The following is a 19,101-nucleotide window of genomic DNA, read 5'->3' as shown; positions in this document are numbered from 1 at the left end:
CGGTTTCTGAGGGCTCCTTTTTTTCTTCGGCAGCTTTGCTGTGAGGAGTCTCTGATGTCCAGTGCACGCCACGCTCGCGTGATCATTCTCGGATCCGGCCCGGCCGGCTACAGCGCAGCGGTCTATGCCGCGCGCGCCAATCTCAAGCCATTGCTGATCACCGGGCTGCAGGCCGGCGGCCAACTGACCACCACCACCGAGGTGGACAACTGGCCCGGCGACGCTCACGGCCTGACCGGGCCGGAGCTGATGCAGCGCATGCAGGACCACGCCGAACGTTTCGAGACCGAGATCATCTACGACCATATCCAGGCGGTGGATCTCGCTGCACGGCCGTTCACTCTGGTTGGCGACAGCGTCTCCTACACCTGCGATGCACTGATCGTCGCCACCGGTGCCAGCGCTCGTTATCTGGGGCTGCCGAGCGAAGAGGCGTTCATGGGCAAGGGCGTGTCAGCCTGTGCCACCTGTGACGGCTTCTTCTACCGTAATCGTGAAGTGGCGGTAGTTGGTGGCGGCAATACGGCCGTTGAGGAGGCCTTGTATCTGGCCAATATTGCCAGTCGGGTGACGCTGATCCACCGGCGCAACGTCTTCCGGGCAGAAAAAATCCTGCAGAACAAGCTGCAGGCCCGGGTGGCCGAGGGGCGCATCGTATTGGCACTGAATGCCGAGGTCGATGAGGTGCTGGGTGATGCGTCAGGCGTTACCGGTGTACGCCTGCGCGAGCATGATGGCGCTACGCGAGACCTGCAGGTCGATGGTGTGTTCGTGGCCATCGGACATACCCCGAACACTGCGCTCTTCGAAGGGCAGTTGGCTCTCAAGGATGGTTATCTGCAGGTCAATGGTGGGCGTGACGGTAATGTCACCGCGACCAACATTGCGGGTGTGTTTGCCGCAGGCGACGTGGCGGACAGCGTCTATCGCCAGGCCATTACCTCGGCAGGCGCCGGCTGCATGGCGGCGCTGGATGTGGAGCGCTATCTGGATGGCCTTTGACCGCTGAACTTCAGGCCAATGCTCTGAACGACGATGCCCGTATCGACTGATACGGGCATCCTTTCATCCTGCTCCGACGAGGGCGTCGTCTTACAGGTCGAAGTCGTATTCGGCCAACTGCTTGTGCAGGCGTCGCTCCTCGAGAAAATTGTCGATGATGCGACGCTTGGTCAGGTTGGTTTTCGCCACTTCCACGGGGGCTTCGCTATTGTCCGTGTCGTCGCTGACGAAGTCGTCTTCCAGTTCCAGGTCTTCTTTGCCGTTGCTCATTCGCTTTACTCCCGGCTACAGGGGCCATTTGCCGACCTTATAAGGGCAAACGTCAGGCGAGTAAAAAAGATTTTTTCAATCGACTGATGCAGGAAGTATATGAAGCCTCAATCGTCAGAGGTTTTCAGTTTGTATTCGCACAGGTCTTCGATCCGGCAACTGCCGCAGCGCGGCTTACGTGCCTGGCATACGTATCGGCCATGCAGGATCAACCAGTGATGGGCATCGAGGAGAAAATCCCTGGGTACGAACTTCAATAGTTTCTTCTCCACCTCCACCACGTTCTTGCCTGGGGCGATGCCGGTGCGATTGCTGACCCGGAAAATGTGCGTGTCCACCGCCATGGTCAACTGACGAAAGGCAGTATTGAGCACCACGTTGGCGGTCTTGCGACCGACACCGGGCAGGGTTTCCAGGGCTTCGCGGGTTTCCGGCACCTGGCTGCCGTGTTGCTCGACGAGGATGCGGCAGGTTTCGATGACGTTCCTGGCCTTGCTGTTGTACAGGCCGATGGTCTTGATGTATTCGCTGAGCCCCTCGACGCCAAGCGCCAGAATCGCTTCCGGGGTATTGGCCACCGGATAGAGTTTGGCGGTGGCCTTGTTGACGCCGACATCGGTGGCCTGAGCGGACAGAATCACTGCGATCAGCAGTTCGAAGGGGGTGCTGTAGGCCAGCTCTGTCTTGGGCTCAGGATTGTCTTCGTGCAGGCGGCGGAAGATTTCAAGGCGTTTGGCTGCGTTCATCGTCAGGGTTGTTCACGGTAGTCGGTGCGCTCTAGGTGGCGCTGGTATGCGCTTGCAGCCGGCGTTCGGCGGTGGCAAGGCGTTCGAGTGCGGCATTCAGGGTGTGTTCGTCAGTGTGTGCGTTGCGTTGCAGCTTGCTCAGGTCGGCGCGGGCATAGGCCAGGTCGGTTTTCAGTTGGCGCAGTTCGGCGCTCACCCCAGGCCTGTCGACCAATATCCGCTGCGGTGCGGGTTTGCCGCATTGCTGCTCGGCGTCGTGCAGCGCTTGCTGAGCCGCTGCGTAGTCTGCACGCAGGATACTCAGCATGGCGCCATCGACGCCCCGTCGCTCGCCGGATTGCAGCGCTGCGCGGCGGCTGGCGACTTTGATCTTGGCCTGTTTCAGCGCCTGCTCTCCAGCGCTGGGCGCTTCGCCGGCGGTATCTGGCAGTAGCTCGGCAAGCCGTCGCTGCGCCTTGTCGGCTGCCTGGCGCAGCGTATCGAGTTGCTGCCTCTGAGGTTCATCGGGCGCTTCGCCAAAGGCCTTCAGCGCCTTCTGCAGCTGCGCCCGGCTCATCGCCGCATCGATCTTCGCCCGTTTCAATGCGCCCTCGTCGGTGGCCGCAGAGGCGGTAACCGTTGATGGCGTCTCGTTCTGGGCGGCCTGCAGTGCGGCGGCGGCCCGTTCGCTGGCGCTTTGCAAGGCATCCAACTGTGCAGCGAACGGTGAGTCGGGGTGCATGGCGACCTGTTTGCGGATTTTTTCGTAGGCGACCTTGGCCATGGCCGCTTCGATCTTCAGACGCTTGAGTCGCGCGGCCTGATTGTCATCGGTAGCGGGGACACTGGTAACGACCGCTGCCGATCTGGGGCGCGTGATCGGCGTGCTGCGCGCGGCGCGGCGGCGTGCATCTTCGCGGGCCAAACGGGAGAGACGTGCCTGATGGCGAGCGCGGAACTGGTCGGCACGCTCGCGCTGGATCGTCGCTTGCGGCGCAGAGAGGGTAATCAGGTCGATGCAATCCACCGGGCAGGGCGCAATACACAGTTCACAGCCACTGCATTCGTCGGTGATTACCGTGTGCATCAGCTTGGCGGCGCCGACGATGGCGTCCACGGGGCAGGCCTGGATGCATTTGGTGCAGCCGATGCACTCGTCCTCGCGGATCACCGCAATCTGCGCCGGTGTCGCCGGTAAGGCCAGTGGCAGTTCTGGAACCTGCAGCAAATCGGCTAGCGCATGGATGGTGGCCGTGCCGCCTGGCGGACACTTGTTGATCGCCTCGCCGGCGGCGATGCCTTCGGCGTAAGGCTGACAGCCTGGGTGGCCGCATTTGCCGCATTGCGTCTGCGGTAACAGGGCATCGATGGCGGCGATACGCAGGGCGTTGCTCATGATCGATGCACGCAGCGTTGCTCGCACGGCGTCGGCCCGTGAGAGCGCATGCATGGGAAGTCGCGAGATTCGATCATCGGTGTTGCAGGTCTGGCTGAAGCGTTAGCCGTGCATTATCCGGCATGTGCCGCGCCCGGTACAGCGGCACGGCCATGCTAGCGCGGACTCAGATGCCGTTACGGGCGCGGCTGGCCTTGCGCCACAGCCAGCGGATCAGCAGGGCAAGGGGAAACAGGATGATCACGAAGGGAATGCCGTAGCCGAGCAGTTTGAGGGCTTCGGTGGCGCCCTCGGTGGCGTTGTCGAGCATGCCACCAGCGGCTTCGCCGATACGTGCCAGGCGCCCGACCGGCTTGCCTTCGGTACTGAAACTGAGGGTCAGCAGGTTGGTCGTGAGGCGACGTTGCTGCTGGGCCGATTGCTGGGCTGCGCCCGCCAGTTGCACCTCGACCTCGGCCAGTTCGCGGGCCAGGGCGAGCATGTCGCTGACGCTCAGGTCGCTGCGAGCCTGGTACTGCAGCAGGGTTTTCTGCTGGCGCTCCAGGCGCTGGCGTTGCTGTTCGGTATCGCTGACGGCCTGGGCCAGGTCTTCGGCGCGGGTGTGGCGGCTCTGCAATTCGCCACCTTCGCCAGCGAAGCCGACCAGAGGCTCGACACCGGCCGGGGCAATGCGCACGCTAATGCTCGCCGCCTGGTAGTGACCCTGGCTCTGCTCGATGGCCAACAGGTCGCACTGACCGAAACGCTGGCTGCTGCACGCTTCACGCACGGCCGCCAGGCGCGGTTCGACCTGCTCGACAGGCAGGCGGATGCCCACGCTGTGTTCGTAGGCGAGGAACGCACCCCGTTGCGCCGTTTCGCCGAGCAGCGCTGCACCTGCGGGCGACTGGTTTTCGCCGGACGGCGAGCAGCCGACCAGTGTCAGCAGGGCTAGAGCGGTGGTGAGAAAACGGGATTTAGAGAAAAGCATCCTTGCACCTCAGAAACAGTTCGCGATCTGCTGCACATCGCTTGCCAGCGCGTATGTGCGGCAGCAAAAAGCCGATTCTGTTGAAAAAGTCGGTTTCTGAGAGAGCTGCTATTCGGTAGCTCAAAAAATGCTCGATTTCGGTGTTGCTACGTAAAAACCAAGACAGAGATGTCTTCTCAATGCATCAGATTTCAACGTCGCACATGCTCTTTCATGGGCAAAAATCGCAACGGGACTTTTTCAACAGAATCAGCCGATACCGGACATTCGATTTGGTGGGCTTCATGACGGGTGGACGAGGCTTCACCTGCGCGGCCCGATCCGTCCACCAACCTAGCGATCGCAATGGTGGATGAAAAGAGCGTCATCCACCCCACGTCTGCTTACGCCTTTAATTAGCCAACTCCCGGCTTTGGGTGAGGAGAGCCGGGGGTCGATAATTATTTACTTGACCCGTTGGCCCGGCTTGGCGCCGCTGTCCGGGCTGAGCAGGTAGATTTCTTCGCCGCCGGGGCCAGCAGCCAGCACCATGCCTTCCGACACACCGAACTTCATCTTGCGCGCTGCCAGGTTGGCCACGTACAGCGTCAGGCGACCTTCCAGCTTGCTGGGCTCCGGGTAGGCGCTCTTGATGCCGGAAAACACGTTGCGCTTCTCGTCACCGATATCCAGGCTCAGGCGTAGCAGCTTGTCGGCGCCCTCCACGAACTCGCATTTCTCGATCAGCGCGATGCGCAGGTCGACTGCTGCGAAGGCGTCGAAGGCGATTTCGGCTGCCAGCGGATCCTTCTTCAGCTCTCCATTGCCTCGAGGGGCGTCGGCAGCGGCCAGGTCTTCCTTGGAGGCTTCGACCATGGCTTCGACCTTGGCCGGTTCGATGCGGCTGAGCAGCGGGGTGAACGGGTTGAGCTGATGGTCGGCCAGCGGCGTGGCGAGGTCATCCCATGCCAGCGGCGCGACGTTGAGGAACGCCTCGGCGTCACGGGCCAGGTGCGGCAGTACCGGCTTGAGGAAGATCACCAGTTGACGGAACAGGTTGACGCCCAGGGAGCAGATCGCCTGCACCTCGTCGGCCTTGCCTTCCTGCTTGGCCAGCGACCAGGGCGCCTTGTCGGCGATCCAGGCGTTGGCACGGTCGGCCAGGGCCATGATTTCCCGCATGGCACGAGCGAAGTCGCGGCTCTCGTAGGCTTCGGCGATGCTCGGTGCGGCGCTCTGGAAGGCATTCCACAGTTCCGGCTCGGGATCGGCCGCCACCAGTACCCCGGCATTGCCCTTATGGATGAAGCCGGCGCAACGGCTGGCGATGTTGACCACCTTGCCGACCAGATCCGAATTGACCTTCTGGATGAAGTCCTCGAGGTTCAGATCGAGGTCATCGACGCCGCGGCCGAGCTTGGCCGCGTAGTAGTAGCGCAGGTATTCCGGGTTGAGGTGATCCAGATAAGTGCGTGCTTTGATGAAGGTGCCGCGCGACTTGGACATCTTCTGCCCGTTCACGGTCAGGTAACCGTGCACGTTGATGCCGGTCGGTTTGCGGTAGCCGGCACCTTCGAGCATGGCAGGCCAGAACAGGGCGTGGAAGTTGACGATGTCCTTGCCGATGAAGTGATACACCTCGGCGCTGGAGTCCTGCTTCCAGAACGCGTCGAAATCCAGTTCCGGGCGGCGCGCGCAGAGGTTCTTGAAGCTGGCCATGTAGCCGATCGGCGCATCCAGCCAGACGTAGAAATACTTGCCCGGCTCGTCGGGAATCTCGAAGCCGAAGTAGGGCGCGTCACGGCTGATGTCCCACTCGTGCAGGCCGCCATCGAGCCATTCGGCGAGCTTGTTGGCGACCGATTCCTGCAGGGTGCCGCTACGCGTCCATTTCTGCAGCATGTCCTGGAACTGCGGCAGCTTGAAGAAGAAATGCTTGGAGTCCTTGAGCACCGGCACCGCACCGGAAATAGCCGAGCGCGGGTCTTTCAGTTCGGTGGGCTCGTAGGTGGCACCGCATTTTTCGCAGTTGTCGCCGTACTGGTCGGGCGTCGCGCATTTCGGACAGGTGCCCTTGATGAAACGGTCGGCCAGGAACATGCCTTTTTCCGGGTCGAAATATTGGGTCACCGAGCGGGTGGCGATATGGCCATTGTCGCGCAGTGCCTTGTAGATCGATTCCGACAGCTCGCGGTTTTCCGGCGAGTGGGTGGAGTGGAAGTTGTCGAACTCCACCAGAAAGTCGGCGAAGTCACCGCTGTGCTCGGCCTTGACGCCGTCGATCAGCTGTTCGGCGGTGATGCCTTCCTTCTCCGCACGCAGCATGATGGCCGAGCCGTGGGCATCGTCCGCACAGACGTAGATGCACTGGTTGCCGCGCAGCTTCTGGTAGCGCACCCACATGTCGGTCTGGATGTACTCGAGCATGTGGCCAAGGTGGATCGAACCGTTGGCGTAGGGCAGGGCGCTGGTAACGAGAATCTGGCGAGCTTGGGACATTGTCAGGCTGTCATCGGGTGAAGGGAGGTCGGTCACTATAAAGTAACCGAGCGCGTTCCGGCCAGCGGGCAAATAGCGCTGACATCGACTTGAATTTAGAGGCGCAAGCGGGTTCCAACGAGAACCTTCCGCTCCAGCAAGGAGATGAATCATGCCTGCAGTTTTACGTCCGCTCGCCTGTGCCACCGCTCTGGCCCTGTTGGTTGGCTGTGCCTCGAACAACCCTTATGACAACGCCGGGGGTGGAGCAGCCAGTGGCGGCGGCCACCGCACTGCGACCTATGGCGGCCTGGCGGCGCTCGCCGGTGCGGCGGTAGGTGCGGCGGTCAATCATGATGATCGCGGCAAGGGCGCCGCCATCGGTGCCGTGCTTGCCGGTGCTGCGGGCGCCGGCTATGGCTATTACGCCGATCGTCAGGAAGCCGAGCTGCGCCGCAGCATGGAAGGTACCGGTGTGGAGGTGCAGCGTCAGGGTGACGACATCAAGCTGATCATGCCGGGCAATATCACCTTCGCCACGGATTCCGCGGATATCGCCCCGAGTTTCTACGCGCCGCTGAATAACCTGGCGACCTCGTTCCAGCAGTTCCAGAACAACAGCATCGAGATCGTCGGTTACACCGACAGCACGGGCTCGCGCCAGCACAACATGGCGCTGTCCCTGCGCCGCGCGCAGAGCGTGACGAGCTACCTGACTGCCCAGGGCATCGACGGCACGCGCCTGTCCAGCCGTGGTGCCGGCCCGGATCAGCCGATTGCCGACAATGCCACCGCCGACGGTCGTGCGCAGAACCGTCGCGTCGAGGTGAACCTCAAGCAGTTGCCGGGCCAGCCCGTGCAGTGAGCCTTTGCCGGCTGGCGATCCCATTCGGTTCGCCAGCCGGTCTGCATCCAGGCTGTGGCTCGGGTAGGATAGACGCCTTTCCTGCCATCTCCGGAGCCAAGCATGAGCGCTGATATCCGCGCTGCGGTCGAAGCCGTATTGCGCCAGTACACCGATCCCCATCTCGACCAGGATCCGCTAAGCGCCGGCTGTGTGCGGGCCATCGACGTGCAGGACGGCCAGGTCAGCGTCAAGCTGGAGCTGGGCTACGCTGCCGCCCTGTTCAAGCAGGGGTGGGCGCAACTGCTGCAACTGGCTATCGAGAATATCGAGGGCGTACGCCGCGCCAGCGTAGAGGTGAACTGCGTGATTGCCGCGCACAAGGCCCAGGCTCAGGTGCCGGCCCTGGCCAACGTCAAGAACGTGATTGCCGTGGCGTCCGGCAAGGGCGGGGTAGGCAAGTCGACCACCGCTGCCAACCTGGCCCTGGCTTTGGCCCGTGAAGGCGCTCGGGTGGGCATTCTCGATGCGGATATCTACGGCCCCAGCCAGGGCATCATGTTCGGCATCCCTGAAGGCACACGGCCTCAGGTGCGTGAGCAGAAGTGGTTCGTACCGCTCGAGGCCCATGGCGTACAGGTGATGTCCATGGCCTTCCTCACCGATGACAACACGCCGGTGGTATGGCGGGGGCCGATGGTCTCCGGGGCGCTGCTGCAACTGGTCACCCAGACCGCCTGGGATGACCTCGACTATCTGATTATCGACATGCCACCCGGCACGGGCGATATCCACCTGACTCTGGCGCAGAAAGTCCCGGTGGCGGGCGCGGTCATCGTCACCACTCCGCAGGATCTGGCCCTGCTCGACGCCCGCAAGGGCGTGGAGATGTTCCGCAAGGTGAACATTCCGGTGCTGGGTGTGGTGGAGAACATGGCCGTGCACATCTGCTCCAACTGCGGTCATGCCGAGCATCTGTTCGGTGAGGGTGGCGGCGAGAAGCTGGCCGCCCAGTTCGGTGTCGAGCTGCTGGCTTCGATGCCGCTGTCCATGGCCATCCGCATGCAGGCCGACGGTGGCAAGCCGACGACCATCGCCGACCCGGAAAGCCAGATCGCCATGCTCTACCAGCAGGTGGCCCGGCAGGTCGGTGCGCGCATCGCCTCGAGTGCGGCGGCTGCGCAGGCCGTGCCGACCATCGTCATCGCTGACGATTGATCGCCGTTGTGCGTCCGCCTTTGGCGGGCGCGCAACGTGAATTGAATTCCGAGAGCAATTTTTAACGTCGCTCGCGACGGCCCGAAGGGGCTGACATGGATGGCAGGCATAAAAAAACCCCGCCGAAGCGGGGTTTTTTATAGAAAGAGCAGGTTAGATAACCTGAACTTCCTCAGCTTGCATGCCTTTCTGACCACGGGTGGCCACGAAGGAAACTTGCTGGCCTTCTTTCAGGCTCTTGAAGCCATCGCTCTGGATAGCTTTGAAGTGTACGAACAGGTCGTCACCGGATTGCGGAGTGATGAAGCCGTAGCCTTTCTCATCGTTGAACCACTTAACGGTGCCATTCTGACGATTGGACATGTGATGTCTCCTAATATCTAAATAAATAACAGCCCTGGATAAAACCAGGCCGGGACTGAGTGCAACGAGTACTAGGAGTCGGACGATGTTTGGATCGAAATCTAGGCATCATGTAGCGATTCGCGGTGACACATGCAGCACAGTGGGGTCACCATACCCGCTTTTTTCGCTAAGTGCGAATGGTCTGTAAGTCTTTCTGCGATTTCCTTGCATTCTTCCCGACGGTTCCTCGTTCAGGCGGCCTGTCGAGAGGCTTTGAACCCTGCCGCTCGGCCCGGTAAGATGCGCTCACTTTTTCACCGCACAGACCTTTCAGGACGGCCCCGCCATGAGCATTAAATCGGACAAGTGGATTCGCCGCATGGCCCAGGAACACGGCATGATCGAGCCTTTCGTCGAGCGCCAGGTGCGCAACGAAGGCGGTCAGCAACTGATCTCCTACGGGGTGTCGAGCTACGGCTACGATGTGCGCTGCGCCGACGAATTCAAGGTCTTCACCAATATCAACTCGGCTACCGTCGACCCGAAGAATTTCGACGAGAAGAGCTTCGTCGATATCAAGAGTGACGTGTGCATCATCCCGCCGAACTCCTTCGCCCTGGCGCGCACCGTGGAGTTCTTCCGCATTCCGCGCAATGTGCTGACCATCTGCCTGGGCAAGAGCACCTATGCGCGCTGCGGCATCATCGTCAATGTCACGCCGCTGGAACCTGAGTGGGAAGGGCATGTGACGCTCGAGTTCTCCAACACCACCACGCTACCGGCGAAGATCTACGCCAACGAGGGCGTGGCGCAGATGCTGTTCCTCGAGTCCGACGAGGCTTGTGAGGTGTCGTACAAGGATCGTGGTGGCAAGTACCAGGGCCAGCGAGGTGTGACGCTGCCCAAGGCCTGATGTAGTCTTTCGGGACGCTTCGAAAAGCCGGGTTTTCCCGGCTTTTTTGTGCCCAGCCTTCCCTGCGATCCATCGCAAGCGACGTCAAAAATGGCTCCCGGCCATTTTTTGTGGCCGAGATTTCTCGGGGGCAGGGTGTGAAGGCAAATCCCAGGCAAAAAAATGGGCGCCTTGAGCGCCCGGAGAAATCAATCGATGCCTAGTTTCTGAGTGGTGGTGCCGAACGAAGTTCCCTGGATTTATAGGGCGAACTGTTCACGGACGGCTGGTCTACATGGTTACGTACGGCGCGCATGTTTGCGTGCCAGCCGCAAAGCCACCCGCTGGAGACACGCTATGAGTCAATGGAATATCGCCTACAGCAGAGACGAGGCGGCCGAAGTCCTCAAGGTCAAATCGAGCGAGAAACCGAGCCTGGAGCAGGCCGTGATCTGGTTGCTGGAATGGGCCGAAGAGAACCTGGAGCGCCTCGAACCGAAGGAGCAGCCCCGCGAAGAGCAGACTCCCGCGGTGCGCCTGGAGGAGCGCTTCGGCATTACCGTCACGGGTATCGCCCGCGACTGACGACGAAGCGCCTTTGCTTCAGGCTCGGGCGCGCTCTTTGCTGGCCGGTTCTGCAACGGCGGCACTACGGCGCGCTCCCAGAGGTTCGACCTTGCGCTGCTTCTCGTGCAGGAAGCTCAACACGGCATGGCGATACGCGTTGTAGCGCGGGTCGTCAGCCAGGGCGATGCGGTCACGGGGTCTCGGCAGGTCGATGGTGAGGATCTCGCCAATGGTCGCCGAGGGGCCATTGGTCATCATCACGATGCGGTCGGAGAGCAGCACTGCTTCGTCGACGTCGTGGGTGATCATCATCACCGTGTTGTGCAGCTCGCTCTGGATGCGCATCACCTCGTCCTGCAAGTGGGCGCGGGTCAGGGCGTCTAGGGCGCCGAAGGGTTCGTCGAGCAGCAATACCTTGGGTTCCATGGCCAGCGCGCGGGCGATGCCGACGCGCTGCTTCATGCCGCCGGAGATTTCATTGGGCCGCTTGTGCAGCGCGTGGCCCATGCTCACCAACTCCAGGTGATGCAGCGTCCAGTCGCGGCGCTCGGCCTTGCTCTTGGTACGCTTGAACACCTTGTCCACGGCCAGCGCGACGTTTTCCTGCACCGTCAGCCAGGGCAGCAGCGAATGGTTCTGGAACACCAGGCTGCGATCCGGGCCGGGGCCGCGAACTTCCCGGCCGTCGAGGATCACCGCGCCGCTGCTGGAGTCGGTCAGGCCGGCGACGATGTTCAGCACCGTCGATTTGCCGCAGCCGGAGTGGCCGATGATGGAGATGTATTCGCCACGGTCGACGTTGAGGTTGATCTGGTTCAGTACGTGGGAGCTGACGCCGTCACGCTCGAAGTACTTTTCCACATGCTCGATGCTCAGGTAATGCTTGCTCATATCCGTACTCCTCAGGCCGATGTGCCGCGGGTGATGCGATTGCCGACGAACAGCACCAGACGGTCGAGCAGGAAGCCGACCACGCCGACGTAGACCAGGGCGAGAATGATGTCGCTGATACGCGAGGCGTTCCACGCATCCCAGATGAAGAAGCCGATACCGACGCCACCGATCAACATCTCCGCGGCGATGATCGCCAGCCAGGACAGCCCCACGCCGATGCGCAGCCCGGAGAAGATGTAGGGCGCAGCGGCTGGCAGCATGATCTTGTGGAAGTACTCCACGCCGTTGAGGCGCAGCACCTTGGCGACGTTGCGGTAGTCCTCGGGGATATTGCGGATACCCACCGAGGTATTGATGATGATCGGCCAGATGGCGGTGATGAAGATCACGAACAGTGCCGACGGGTGGCTGTCCTTGAAGCCGGCCAGGGACAGTGGCAACCAGGCCAGCGGCGGCACGGTACGCAGGATCTGGAACAGCGGATCGAGACCGCGCATCGCCCAGGTCGACTGACCGACCAGCACCCCCAGGGCCACGCCGACCACCACCGCCAGGGCATAGCCGTAGGCCACGCGCTCGAGGCTTGCGAGCAGTTGCCAGGCCATGCCGACGTCGGTGCCGCCATTGTCATAGAACGGGTTGACGATCAGTTCCCAGGTGTCTTCGATGACCTGGCTGGGAGGCGGCAGCGAGGCGTTGGGGCCGCTGCACAGCAGTTGCCAGATCAGCAGCAGTGCTGCGGTGATCACCAGTGGCGGCAGCACCGACTGCAGCAGCGTGTTCGACAGACGCTTCAGCCAGCTTGGAGCGGTGACGCCGGCCGGCAGGGCCAGCGATTTGACGGGCGCATTCATGGGCGTTTCTCCGGTTAGGCCTTCAGGAGCAGGCTGTCGAGATAGGCTTGCGGGTTCTGCGGGTCGAAGGTCTTGCCGTCGAAGAAGGTCTCGAGGCCACGCGATTTCGATTGCGGAATCTGCTCGGCAGGCACCGCGAGCTCGGCGGCGGCCTGGCGCCAGATGTCTTCGCGATTGACGGTGTCGATCAGCGCCTGGCTGTCGAAGTCGTTCGGCAGGTAGCCCCAGCGTTTGTTTTCGGTCAGGAACCACAGGTCGTGGCTCTGGAAGGGGTAGGACGCGAACTCGCTCCAGAAGCGCATCAGGTGCGGGCTGTTTTCCACGACGCGGCCGTTGCCGTAATCGATGTTGCCTTGCAGACGTGCCAATAGATCCTTGGCGGGAGCGCCGATCCAGCGGCGCTTGGCGCAGATCTCGGCGACCTGTTCCTTGTTCTCCGCCGCTTCGCAGAACATCTGCGCTTCCATCACCGCCTTGAGCAGCGCGCGGGTCGCGTTGGGGTTGGCATCGACATAATCGGCTCGCAGCGACAGGGCCTTTTCCGGGTGGTTGGCCCACAGCTCACCGGTGGTCACCGCGCTGTAGCCAATGCCCTGGTTGACCAGTTGCGCGTTCCACGGCTCACCGACGCAGAAGGCGTCCATGCTGCCAACCTTCATGTTGGCGACCATCTGTGGTGGTGGGATGACCACCGTCGGCAGATCCTTGTTCGGCTCGATGCCACCGGCCGCCATCCAGTAGCGCAGCCACAGGTCGTGGGTGCCGCCCGGGAAGGTCATCGCCGCAGCGATCTTCTGGCCCTTGGCCTGCTTGGCGGCGACGGCCTGTTTGAAGGCGCTGGCGTCGGTGCCGAGCTTGAGATCCTGATATTCCTTGCTGATGGATATGCCCTGGCCGTTGAGGTTCAGGCGCGCCAGCAGGTACATCGGCAACGGCGTGTTGTTGGTGGTGATCTTGCCGGCGGCCATCAGGTAGGGCATCGGCGTGAGGATGTGGGCGCCGTCGATGCCGCCACTGCCGGCGCCGAGCACCAGGTTGTCGCGGGTGGTGCCCCAGGACGACTGTTTGAGCACCTCGACACCGGTCATGCCGTGCTTGGCGAACAGGCCCAGTTCATCGGCCACGAACAGTGGCGCGGCATCGGTCAGGGCGATGAAACCGAGCTTGGCCTTGGTGGTTTCCAGATCATCGCTGCCCGCAGCCCATACCGCGCTGCTCAGGCCCGCTGGCAGCAGGCTCATCAATGCGCTGCCCCCGAGCAGGCCCATGGACTGCTTGAGAAAGGTACGACGCGGCTGACTGGCGCTGTCGTCGACGTTCGGCAATGTACGTGGCTTGTCGTCCATATCGTTTTCCCCAAAAGGCACGCATAAAAAAACGGCGTCACTCTCATGGCAGCGCTCGGGCTGCAACAAGGGTGGACGCCGTTGTCCAGGATTCGGATTGTGGAGGGACAGAGCCTGCCTCCTCGTTACGGACTTAGCAGGTTGCATGCCAGTAGCAGGAGCGCCTGGCCTGGCTGTCTGGCAACTGGCCTGGGAAATTCGATGTGCGGGGGCTAACTGATTGAGTGGAAAAGCTTTTCAGCCTGTGCTGAGCAATTCCGTCGACTCTGTGCTTGATTGACTAGGCCGCTGGCGCCGCACAGCAGCGGGGCGTCGGCCGCTTGCCGTGCGCGGCGCAGGTGCAGGTACATGGTCGCCAGAGTGCCGGTGGCAACGCTATGCCTGGGCATCCTCAGGCACGCTTGCCCCTGTCGCTATGTGGAGTGTTCTGGCTCTTGCGTGCGGCGAAGGCGAGCAGGCTCTGAGCGACATCGACCAGGCGCATGCTGCGCTCCATGGCGGATTGGCGAAGGCGTGCGTAGGCATCTTCTTCGCTGAGCCGGTAGTCGTTCATCAGCAGTTTCTTGGCCCGCTCGATCAGCTTGCGCTCGTTGAGCGTTTCGCGGGTTTCCTTGAGCTCATCGCTGACCCGCTGCAGGCGCTGGTTCTGCTCGTGCAGCAGGTCGAGCACCGAACGCGCCAGGTGGTTGCCCACCGAATCCTGAGGCGCGCTGTCCAGGGTGCTGCTGTGCACGCTGAACAGCAGCGCCTGATCGCTTCCGACATCCATCTGCGCCAGGCGCCCCAGCAGGGTGCGATGGTTGTCGAGGTCGGCATGGGCTTCGGCGATGCTGCTGCGACAATGTTCCAGCAGGCGCGTGGCGAGATGGTTTTCCACCTCCTTCATGGCGTCGATACGTCGGGTGTTGAGCTCGAACCACAGCTCACACAGGCCTGGATCCACCGTGGCGTTGGCCGACGTGCGCTTGGCGATGCCGCGCAGGCTGATCACCTGGGCGACGGTATCGCTGCTGTGGATCTGCTGCCACAGGGCGACCGCCTCGCCATCGGCGAACTCGCTGAACACATCGAAGCAACGTTCCTGGCCTTCTTCGAGATGCTGCAGGCGTTCCTGCAACTCGCCATCGAAATGCCCGCGCGAGAACCCTTCGACGCCGGCAGCGCGCTCCTGACCGGCCAGCTCCTTGCCCTGCATGAAGTTGAACATGGCCACCAGCAGCCGGGTGATGCTCGGGTCGACAGCGGTATCGGCGGCTTCGAAAACCACGGCCAGCAGCCCGCCGATCAATCGGGTGAAGGCCTGGGTCGCCTGACGTGGAGCAGGCTCCAGTTCACGGATGCGTCGGCGCAGGCCAGGCAACTCGTCCAGGCCATGCAGCACGTAGGCGATGCGGTTGAACAGGCGGGCGCGATCCGCGGCATTGGCCTGGGCGGTATCCATGGCCATGAAGCACTCGTGTACCTGACGCTCCACGGCGGCTGACTCGGCACTGTGTGCGTCAAGTTGGTGCAGGTAATGGCTCGCCTGGTTGCCGAGATAGATGTTGGAGTAGCCCCTTTCTTTTTGCAGCTGGTGAACCAGTTGACTGATGCGGGTCACCAGTTGGCAGGTGAAGGACAGGCTCTCCAGGCCCTGCAGCTCGCAGCGGCGGGCAGCGAGCATGAAACGCAGGGTGGCAGGCATGGCGGTATCAGGCATGGGGGCAGTCTTTCAGGCAGTACGGTTGAACTAAAACAGTGCAAATAGCAGTCCAGTTGCTTAGGGTCTGTCCTCAGGCGCTGCGCATCTCGAGCTCTCTGGCAGCCTCGATAGCAGTGCCGACCACATCGCCGATCACCAGAATGGCTGGGCTTTTCAGCTTGAATGCCAGGGCGGCATCGACCATTTCCAGCAGCGTGCTGCGGCATTCGCGTTGATCCGGCAGCGAGGCGTTCTCGATCATCGCCACAGCGGTGTGCGCCGCCATACCGGCATCGAGCAGGTGCTGGCGGGTATCGGTCAGAGTGGCGATGCCCATGTACACCACCAGCGTCGTACCGCTGTCGGCCAGTGCCTGCCAGTTGGGCGAGCTGCCATCCTGGGTGTGTGCGGTTACCAGAGTGACGCCGCGGGCGACACCGCGCAGGGTCAGGGAGATGCCGCAGCGGGTCGCCGCGGCCAGGCCGGCGGTGATGCCGTTGACGATCTCGCAGTGCACGCCGCGGGCGGCCAACCAGTCGGCTTCTTCGCCGCCACGGCCGAAGATGCACGGGTCTCCTCCCTTGAGGCGCGCGACCACCTTGCCCTGGCGGGCATAGCGCAGCATCAGGCGATGGATGAACGCCTGGGGTGTCGAACGACAGCCCCCGCGTTTGCCGACGCGGATCACCCGCGCGCCGGGGCAATGCTCCAACACCTGCGGGTTGACCAGATCGTCGATCAGCACCACATCGGCCAGGCCGAGGGCACGCACCGCCTTGAGAGTGAGCAGTTCCGGGTCGCCGGGGCCGGCGCCGATCAGCCATACGCTTGGGTTCATCACGGTATTCCTTTTATCTAGGTTCAACCCAGTCTTCGCTAGGCTTCGATGGTCTGTAGCGCCAGCAGACGCTTGATTTCCGGTACGCAGGAGCCGCACTGGGTGCCGCAGCCGAGATTCTGTTTGAGCGCGATGAGGTCGCAGCCGCGCTCGATACCCTCGCGCACCGCGGCCTCGCTGACGTTCATGCAGGTGCACAGGGTCTTGCCGGTGTGCTGACGAGCCTGGCCGGGCGGGCTCTCCACCGGCGCCAGTAGCCAGCGGCGCAGGGCCCGGCCGCTGTCGTCATCCAGTGAGGTCTGGTTTTGCCAGAGGTCACGCAGCCAGCCGCGAGCGCGGGTCTCGCCGCTCAGGCAGAAGCCCGTCAGGCGGCTCCCGTCGATACGCACACGCTTGTGGATGGGTAAGCAGCCTGGGCCATCATGAGGGTCGTCGTAGCGGATCACCGGCCCTTCGGTCAGGCCCAGCTTTTCGTGAAGCTGTTCGAGCAACGCCGCATCGGGCGCGTGATGGTGGGCGGCACGCATCACCAGTGCCGAGGTCTCGCGACCGGCGAGGCCGAAGCTGGCGTAGGCGAAGGTCTCGCACAGCGGGCGCAGGGCTTCCAGGCGTTGCTGAACATCACCTTCGATCAGGGCGTGGAATGTCCAGGGCAGGTCGACGGGCTGTACGTCTATCCCGGCGTGTTTGAGCTCCGGCTGTTTCGACAGCGGGTCGAACGCCGGCAAGGTCAGGGCGTTGATGCCGAGACCCTTGAGAAAGCGGTCACCCCAGTGCATGGGCAGAAAGGCCTGGCCCTGCTGCAGGCTGCTGTCGGCCTGCACGCGTACGACCAGCGCGCCACGGCGGCTGTGCACCTCGACCAGTTGGCCATCCTGCAGGTGCCGCTGCGCCATGTCCTGCGGGTGCAGGCCGAGCAGTGGTTCTTCGACGTGGGCGAACAGCCGTGCCGCAGTGCCGGTACGGCTCATGCCGTGCCACTGATCGCGTAGGCGACCGGTGTTGAGGGTCAGCGGATAGCGCTTGTCGCGCTGCTCCCTGGCCGGTTGGTAAGCCTCGGCGATAAAGCGCGCGCGACCGTTGGTGCTCGCAAAGCGCCCATCGCCGTACAGGCGTGGCGTACCGTTTTGCGCACCTTCGGGAAAGGGCCACTGCTGCGGGCCGCGCGCTTCCAGCAGCGCGTAGCCCAGGCCGCAGAGATCCAGGTCTCGCCCGCGAGTCAGAACCTTGTATTCCTCGAACAGTTGCTCGGGATTTTCGAAGGTGAAATGTCCCGATGGCTCGCCTGGCAGACGGATTTCCAGGCGGCGGGCAAAATCGCAGGTGATCGACCAGTCGGCTCGCGCCTCGCCAGGTGCGGGCACCGCGCGGCGCACGCGACTGACTCGGCGCTCGGAGTTGGTCACCGTGCCTTCCTTCTCGCCCCAACTGGCGGCGGGTAGCAGCAGGTCGGCGTAGCGGCAGGTTTCGGTGGTGAAAAAGGCCTCCTGTACCACCACGAAAGGGCAGTCGCTCAGGGCCTGATGAATCCTGTGCTGATCCGGCATGGACTGGGCCGGGTTGGTGCAGGCGATCCACAGCGCCTTGATCTTGCCGCTGCCCACGGCTTCGAACAGTTCGATGGCGCTGAGCCCAGGCGTTTCCGGCAGCGCGTCGACGCCCCAGTAAGCCGCGACTTCGGCGCGGTGTTCGGGGTTGGCGACCTCACGGTGACCGGGCAGCAGGTTGGACAGGCTGCCGGTTTCCCGGCCGCCCATGGCATTGGGTTGGCCAGTGAGGGAAAAGGGCCCGCTGCCGATCTTGCCGATCTGCCCGGTGGCCAGGTGCAGGTTGATCAACGCGCAATTCTTCGCGGTGCCGGCGGTGGACTGATTGACGCCCATGCACCACAGCGACAGAAAACGCGGCGAACTGCCGATCCACTCCGCGCAGCGGCGCAAGTCCGCTTCGCTGATTGTGCAGAGCTGGGCGACGCGCGCGGGCTCGTAATCCGCGACCAACGCTTGCAGCGCCTCGAAACCTTCGGTGTGCGTCTCGATGAAGGTGCGGTCGATGCGGTCTTGCTCCAGCAGCAGGTGCAAGACGCCGTGCAGCAGTGCCACATCACTACCGGGCGCAATGGCCAGGTGCAGATCGGCGAGGTCGCAGGTGTCGGTGCGCCGTGGGTCGACGACGATGACCTTCATCTGCGGATTGCATGCCTTGGCCGCTTCCAGACGGCGAAACAGGATCGGGTGGGCGTAGGCCATGTTGCTGCCGATGATCAGCAGGGTGTCGGCCTGCTCGATGTCTTCGTACGAGCAGGGCGGCGCGTCGGCGCCCAGGCTGCGCTTGTAGCCGACCACCGCCGAGGACATGCACAGGCGCGAATTGCTGTCGATATTGTTGGTACCGACCAGGGCGCGGGCCAGCTTGTTGAAGGCGTAGTAATCCTCGGTCAGTAACTGCCCGGAAATGTAGAACGCGACGCTGTCCGGGCCATGCTCGCGGAGGGTGCGGGCGAATACGTCGGCAGCGTGATCCAGGGCCGTGTCCCAGTCCGTGCGGGTGCGGCCCAGCCCTTTGCCGAGGCGCAGTTCGGGGTACAGGGCACGGGCGGCGAGATCGCCGGTCAGGTGCAGCGAGGCACCCTTGCTGCACAGCTTGCCGAAGTTCGCCGGGTGCGCGGGATCGCCGCTGACGCCGAGAATGCGCTCGTCGTCGTGCTCGATCAGCACGCCGCAGCCTACGCCGCAGTAGCAGCAGGTCGAGGCAGTGGTGTGCGTCGTGCCGGCGCTCATCAGGCCGCCCCCCGCAGGGGAA

17 protein-coding genes are annotated in these 19,101 nt (G+C 62.9%); 5 read left to right on the top strand and 12 right to left on the bottom strand.

All coding sequences use genetic code 11. The features are described 5' to 3' along the window. The first annotated feature begins 54 nt into the window (after positions 1-54). Positions 55-1,002, top strand: coding sequence for a thioredoxin-disulfide reductase (gene trxB / locus DNK06_RS15040; protein ID WP_423228063.1), 948 nt, complete (start codon positions 55-57; stop codon positions 1,000-1,002). A 90-nt stretch (positions 1,003-1,092) separates the two neighbouring features. Here the strand turns inward: trxB and DNK06_RS15035 are convergent, their stop codons facing one another. The 5 genes from DNK06_RS15035 to metG all read right to left on the bottom strand — a co-directional run bounded on the left by DNK06_RS15035 (position 1,093) and on the right by metG (position 6,841). Beyond that, positions 1,093-1,272, bottom strand: coding sequence for a PA3496 family putative envelope integrity protein (locus tag DNK06_RS15035; protein ID WP_131180799.1), 180 nt, complete (start codon positions 1,270-1,272; stop codon positions 1,093-1,095). A gap of 107 nt (positions 1,273-1,379) precedes the next feature. Continuing rightward, positions 1,380-2,018: an endonuclease III gene (gene nth / locus DNK06_RS15030; RefSeq protein ID WP_131180798.1), complete on the bottom strand. Its 639-nt coding sequence runs from the start codon at positions 2,016-2,018 to the stop codon at positions 1,380-1,382. A 31-nt stretch (positions 2,019-2,049) separates the two neighbouring features. Continuing rightward, positions 2,050-3,393, bottom strand: coding sequence for an RnfABCDGE type electron transport complex subunit B (locus tag DNK06_RS15025; RefSeq protein ID WP_131180797.1), 1,344 nt, complete (start codon positions 3,391-3,393; stop codon positions 2,050-2,052). Positions 3,394-3,559: 166 nt separating this feature from the next. Then, a complete protein-coding gene (locus tag DNK06_RS15020; RefSeq protein ID WP_131180796.1) occupies positions 3,560-4,363 on the bottom strand; it encodes a DUF4349 domain-containing protein in 804 nt (267 codons plus the stop codon). A gap of 444 nt (positions 4,364-4,807) precedes the next feature. Next, a complete protein-coding gene (gene metG, locus DNK06_RS15015; protein WP_131180795.1) occupies positions 4,808-6,841 on the bottom strand; it encodes a methionine--tRNA ligase in 2,034 nt (677 codons plus the stop codon). 151 nt (positions 6,842-6,992) lie between these two features. On the opposite strand from metG, the gene DNK06_RS15010 reads away from it, so the two are divergent. Then, positions 6,993-7,685, top strand: a complete 693-nt coding sequence (locus DNK06_RS15010; protein WP_131180794.1) for a YiaD family glycine zipper/OmpA-like lipoprotein — start codon at positions 6,993-6,995, stop codon at positions 7,683-7,685. A 102-nt stretch (positions 7,686-7,787) separates the two neighbouring features. Continuing rightward, positions 7,788-8,882, top strand: coding sequence for an iron-sulfur cluster carrier protein ApbC (apbC, locus tag DNK06_RS15005; protein WP_131180793.1), 1,095 nt, complete (start codon positions 7,788-7,790; stop codon positions 8,880-8,882). Positions 8,883-9,035: 153 nt separating this feature from the next. Here apbC and DNK06_RS15000 read toward each other — a convergent pair whose 3' ends face one another. Continuing rightward, on the bottom strand, positions 9,036-9,245 hold the full coding sequence (locus DNK06_RS15000; RefSeq protein ID WP_042555234.1) for a cold-shock protein: 210 nt from the start codon (positions 9,243-9,245) through the stop codon (positions 9,036-9,038). A 328-nt stretch (positions 9,246-9,573) separates the two neighbouring features. On the opposite strand from DNK06_RS15000, the gene dcd reads away from it, so the two are divergent. Together dcd and DNK06_RS14990 are read left to right on the top strand one after the other, a co-directional pair. Continuing rightward, entirely contained in the window at positions 9,574-10,140 is a 567-nt protein-coding gene (gene dcd, locus DNK06_RS14995; protein ID WP_131180792.1) for a dCTP deaminase, read from the top strand. A 336-nt stretch (positions 10,141-10,476) separates the two neighbouring features. After that, entirely contained in the window at positions 10,477-10,704 is a 228-nt protein-coding gene (locus tag DNK06_RS14990) for a hypothetical protein (protein ID WP_131180791.1), read from the top strand. An 18-nt stretch (positions 10,705-10,722) separates the two neighbouring features. Here the strand turns inward: DNK06_RS14990 and DNK06_RS14985 are convergent, their stop codons facing one another. From DNK06_RS14985 to DNK06_RS14960, 6 genes are all read right to left on the bottom strand, one after another. Then, positions 10,723-11,577: an ABC transporter ATP-binding protein gene (locus DNK06_RS14985; protein WP_131180790.1), complete on the bottom strand. Its 855-nt coding sequence runs from the start codon at positions 11,575-11,577 to the stop codon at positions 10,723-10,725. A gap of 11 nt (positions 11,578-11,588) precedes the next feature. Beyond that, positions 11,589-12,434 (bottom strand): nitrate ABC transporter permease, encoded by an 846-nt coding sequence (gene ntrB, locus DNK06_RS14980; RefSeq protein WP_131180789.1) that lies wholly within the window; start codon positions 12,432-12,434, stop codon positions 11,589-11,591. A gap of 14 nt (positions 12,435-12,448) precedes the next feature. Further along, the gene (locus DNK06_RS14975; RefSeq protein ID WP_131180788.1) at positions 12,449-13,780 is read right to left on the bottom strand and encodes a CmpA/NrtA family ABC transporter substrate-binding protein; all 1,332 of its coding nucleotides are present in this window, start codon (positions 13,778-13,780) and stop codon (positions 12,449-12,451) included. 391 nt (positions 13,781-14,171) lie between these two features. Then, positions 14,172-15,479, bottom strand: a complete 1,308-nt coding sequence (locus DNK06_RS14970; RefSeq protein ID WP_131180787.1) for a nitrate regulatory protein — start codon at positions 15,477-15,479, stop codon at positions 14,172-14,174. A gap of 73 nt (positions 15,480-15,552) precedes the next feature. Further along, a complete protein-coding gene (gene cobA, locus DNK06_RS14965; RefSeq protein ID WP_131180786.1) occupies positions 15,553-16,299 on the bottom strand; it encodes a uroporphyrinogen-III C-methyltransferase in 747 nt (248 codons plus the stop codon). A 38-nt stretch (positions 16,300-16,337) separates the two neighbouring features. Further along, positions 16,338-19,079 carry a nitrate reductase gene (locus DNK06_RS14960; protein WP_131180785.1) on the bottom strand — a complete coding sequence of 914 codons (2,742 nt, stop codon included), beginning with the start codon at positions 19,077-19,079 and terminating at the stop codon, positions 16,338-16,340. Positions 19,080-19,101: the final 22 nt, after the last annotated feature.

Origin of the sequence: Phytopseudomonas daroniae (genome assembly GCF_004327285.1) — a bacterium.
Lineage (GTDB): Bacteria > Pseudomonadota > Gammaproteobacteria > Pseudomonadales > Pseudomonadaceae > Aquipseudomonas > Aquipseudomonas daroniae.
This window is presented reverse-complemented; position numbering and strand designations above follow the sequence as displayed.

Coding starts and splice junctions, on each gene's coding strand:
- trxB (WP_423228063.1), top strand. CDS start 55: ATGTCCAGTGCACGCCACGCTCGCGTGATCATTCTCGGATCCGGCCCG.
- nth (WP_131180798.1), bottom strand. CDS start 2,018: ATGAACGCAGCCAAACGCCTTGAAATCTTCCGCCGCCTGCACGAAGAC.
- DNK06_RS14960 (WP_131180785.1), bottom strand. CDS start 19,079: ATGAGCGCCGGCACGACGCACACCACTGCCTCGACCTGCTGCTACTGC.
- ntrB (WP_131180789.1), bottom strand. CDS start 12,434: ATGAATGCGCCCGTCAAATCGCTGGCCCTGCCGGCCGGCGTCACCGCT.
- dcd (WP_131180792.1), top strand. CDS start 9,574: ATGAGCATTAAATCGGACAAGTGGATTCGCCGCATGGCCCAGGAACAC.
- DNK06_RS15025 (WP_131180797.1), bottom strand. CDS start 3,393: ATGAGCAACGCCCTGCGTATCGCCGCCATCGATGCCCTGTTACCGCAG.
- DNK06_RS14990 (WP_131180791.1), top strand. CDS start 10,477: ATGAGTCAATGGAATATCGCCTACAGCAGAGACGAGGCGGCCGAAGTC.
- DNK06_RS14975 (WP_131180788.1), bottom strand. CDS start 13,780: ATGGACGACAAGCCACGTACATTGCCGAACGTCGACGACAGCGCCAGT.
- DNK06_RS15035 (WP_131180799.1), bottom strand. CDS start 1,272: ATGAGCAACGGCAAAGAAGACCTGGAACTGGAAGACGACTTCGTCAGC.
- DNK06_RS14985 (WP_131180790.1), bottom strand. CDS start 11,577: ATGAGCAAGCATTACCTGAGCATCGAGCATGTGGAAAAGTACTTCGAG.
- DNK06_RS15010 (WP_131180794.1), top strand. CDS start 6,993: ATGCCTGCAGTTTTACGTCCGCTCGCCTGTGCCACCGCTCTGGCCCTG.
- cobA (WP_131180786.1), bottom strand. CDS start 16,299: ATGAACCCAAGCGTATGGCTGATCGGCGCCGGCCCCGGCGACCCGGAA.
- DNK06_RS15000 (WP_042555234.1), bottom strand. CDS start 9,245: ATGTCCAATCGTCAGAATGGCACCGTTAAGTGGTTCAACGATGAGAAA.
- apbC (WP_131180793.1), top strand. CDS start 7,788: ATGAGCGCTGATATCCGCGCTGCGGTCGAAGCCGTATTGCGCCAGTAC.
- DNK06_RS14970 (WP_131180787.1), bottom strand. CDS start 15,479: ATGCCTGATACCGCCATGCCTGCCACCCTGCGTTTCATGCTCGCTGCC.
- metG (WP_131180795.1), bottom strand. CDS start 6,841: ATGTCCCAAGCTCGCCAGATTCTCGTTACCAGCGCCCTGCCCTACGCC.
- DNK06_RS15020 (WP_131180796.1), bottom strand. CDS start 4,363: ATGCTTTTCTCTAAATCCCGTTTTCTCACCACCGCTCTAGCCCTGCTG.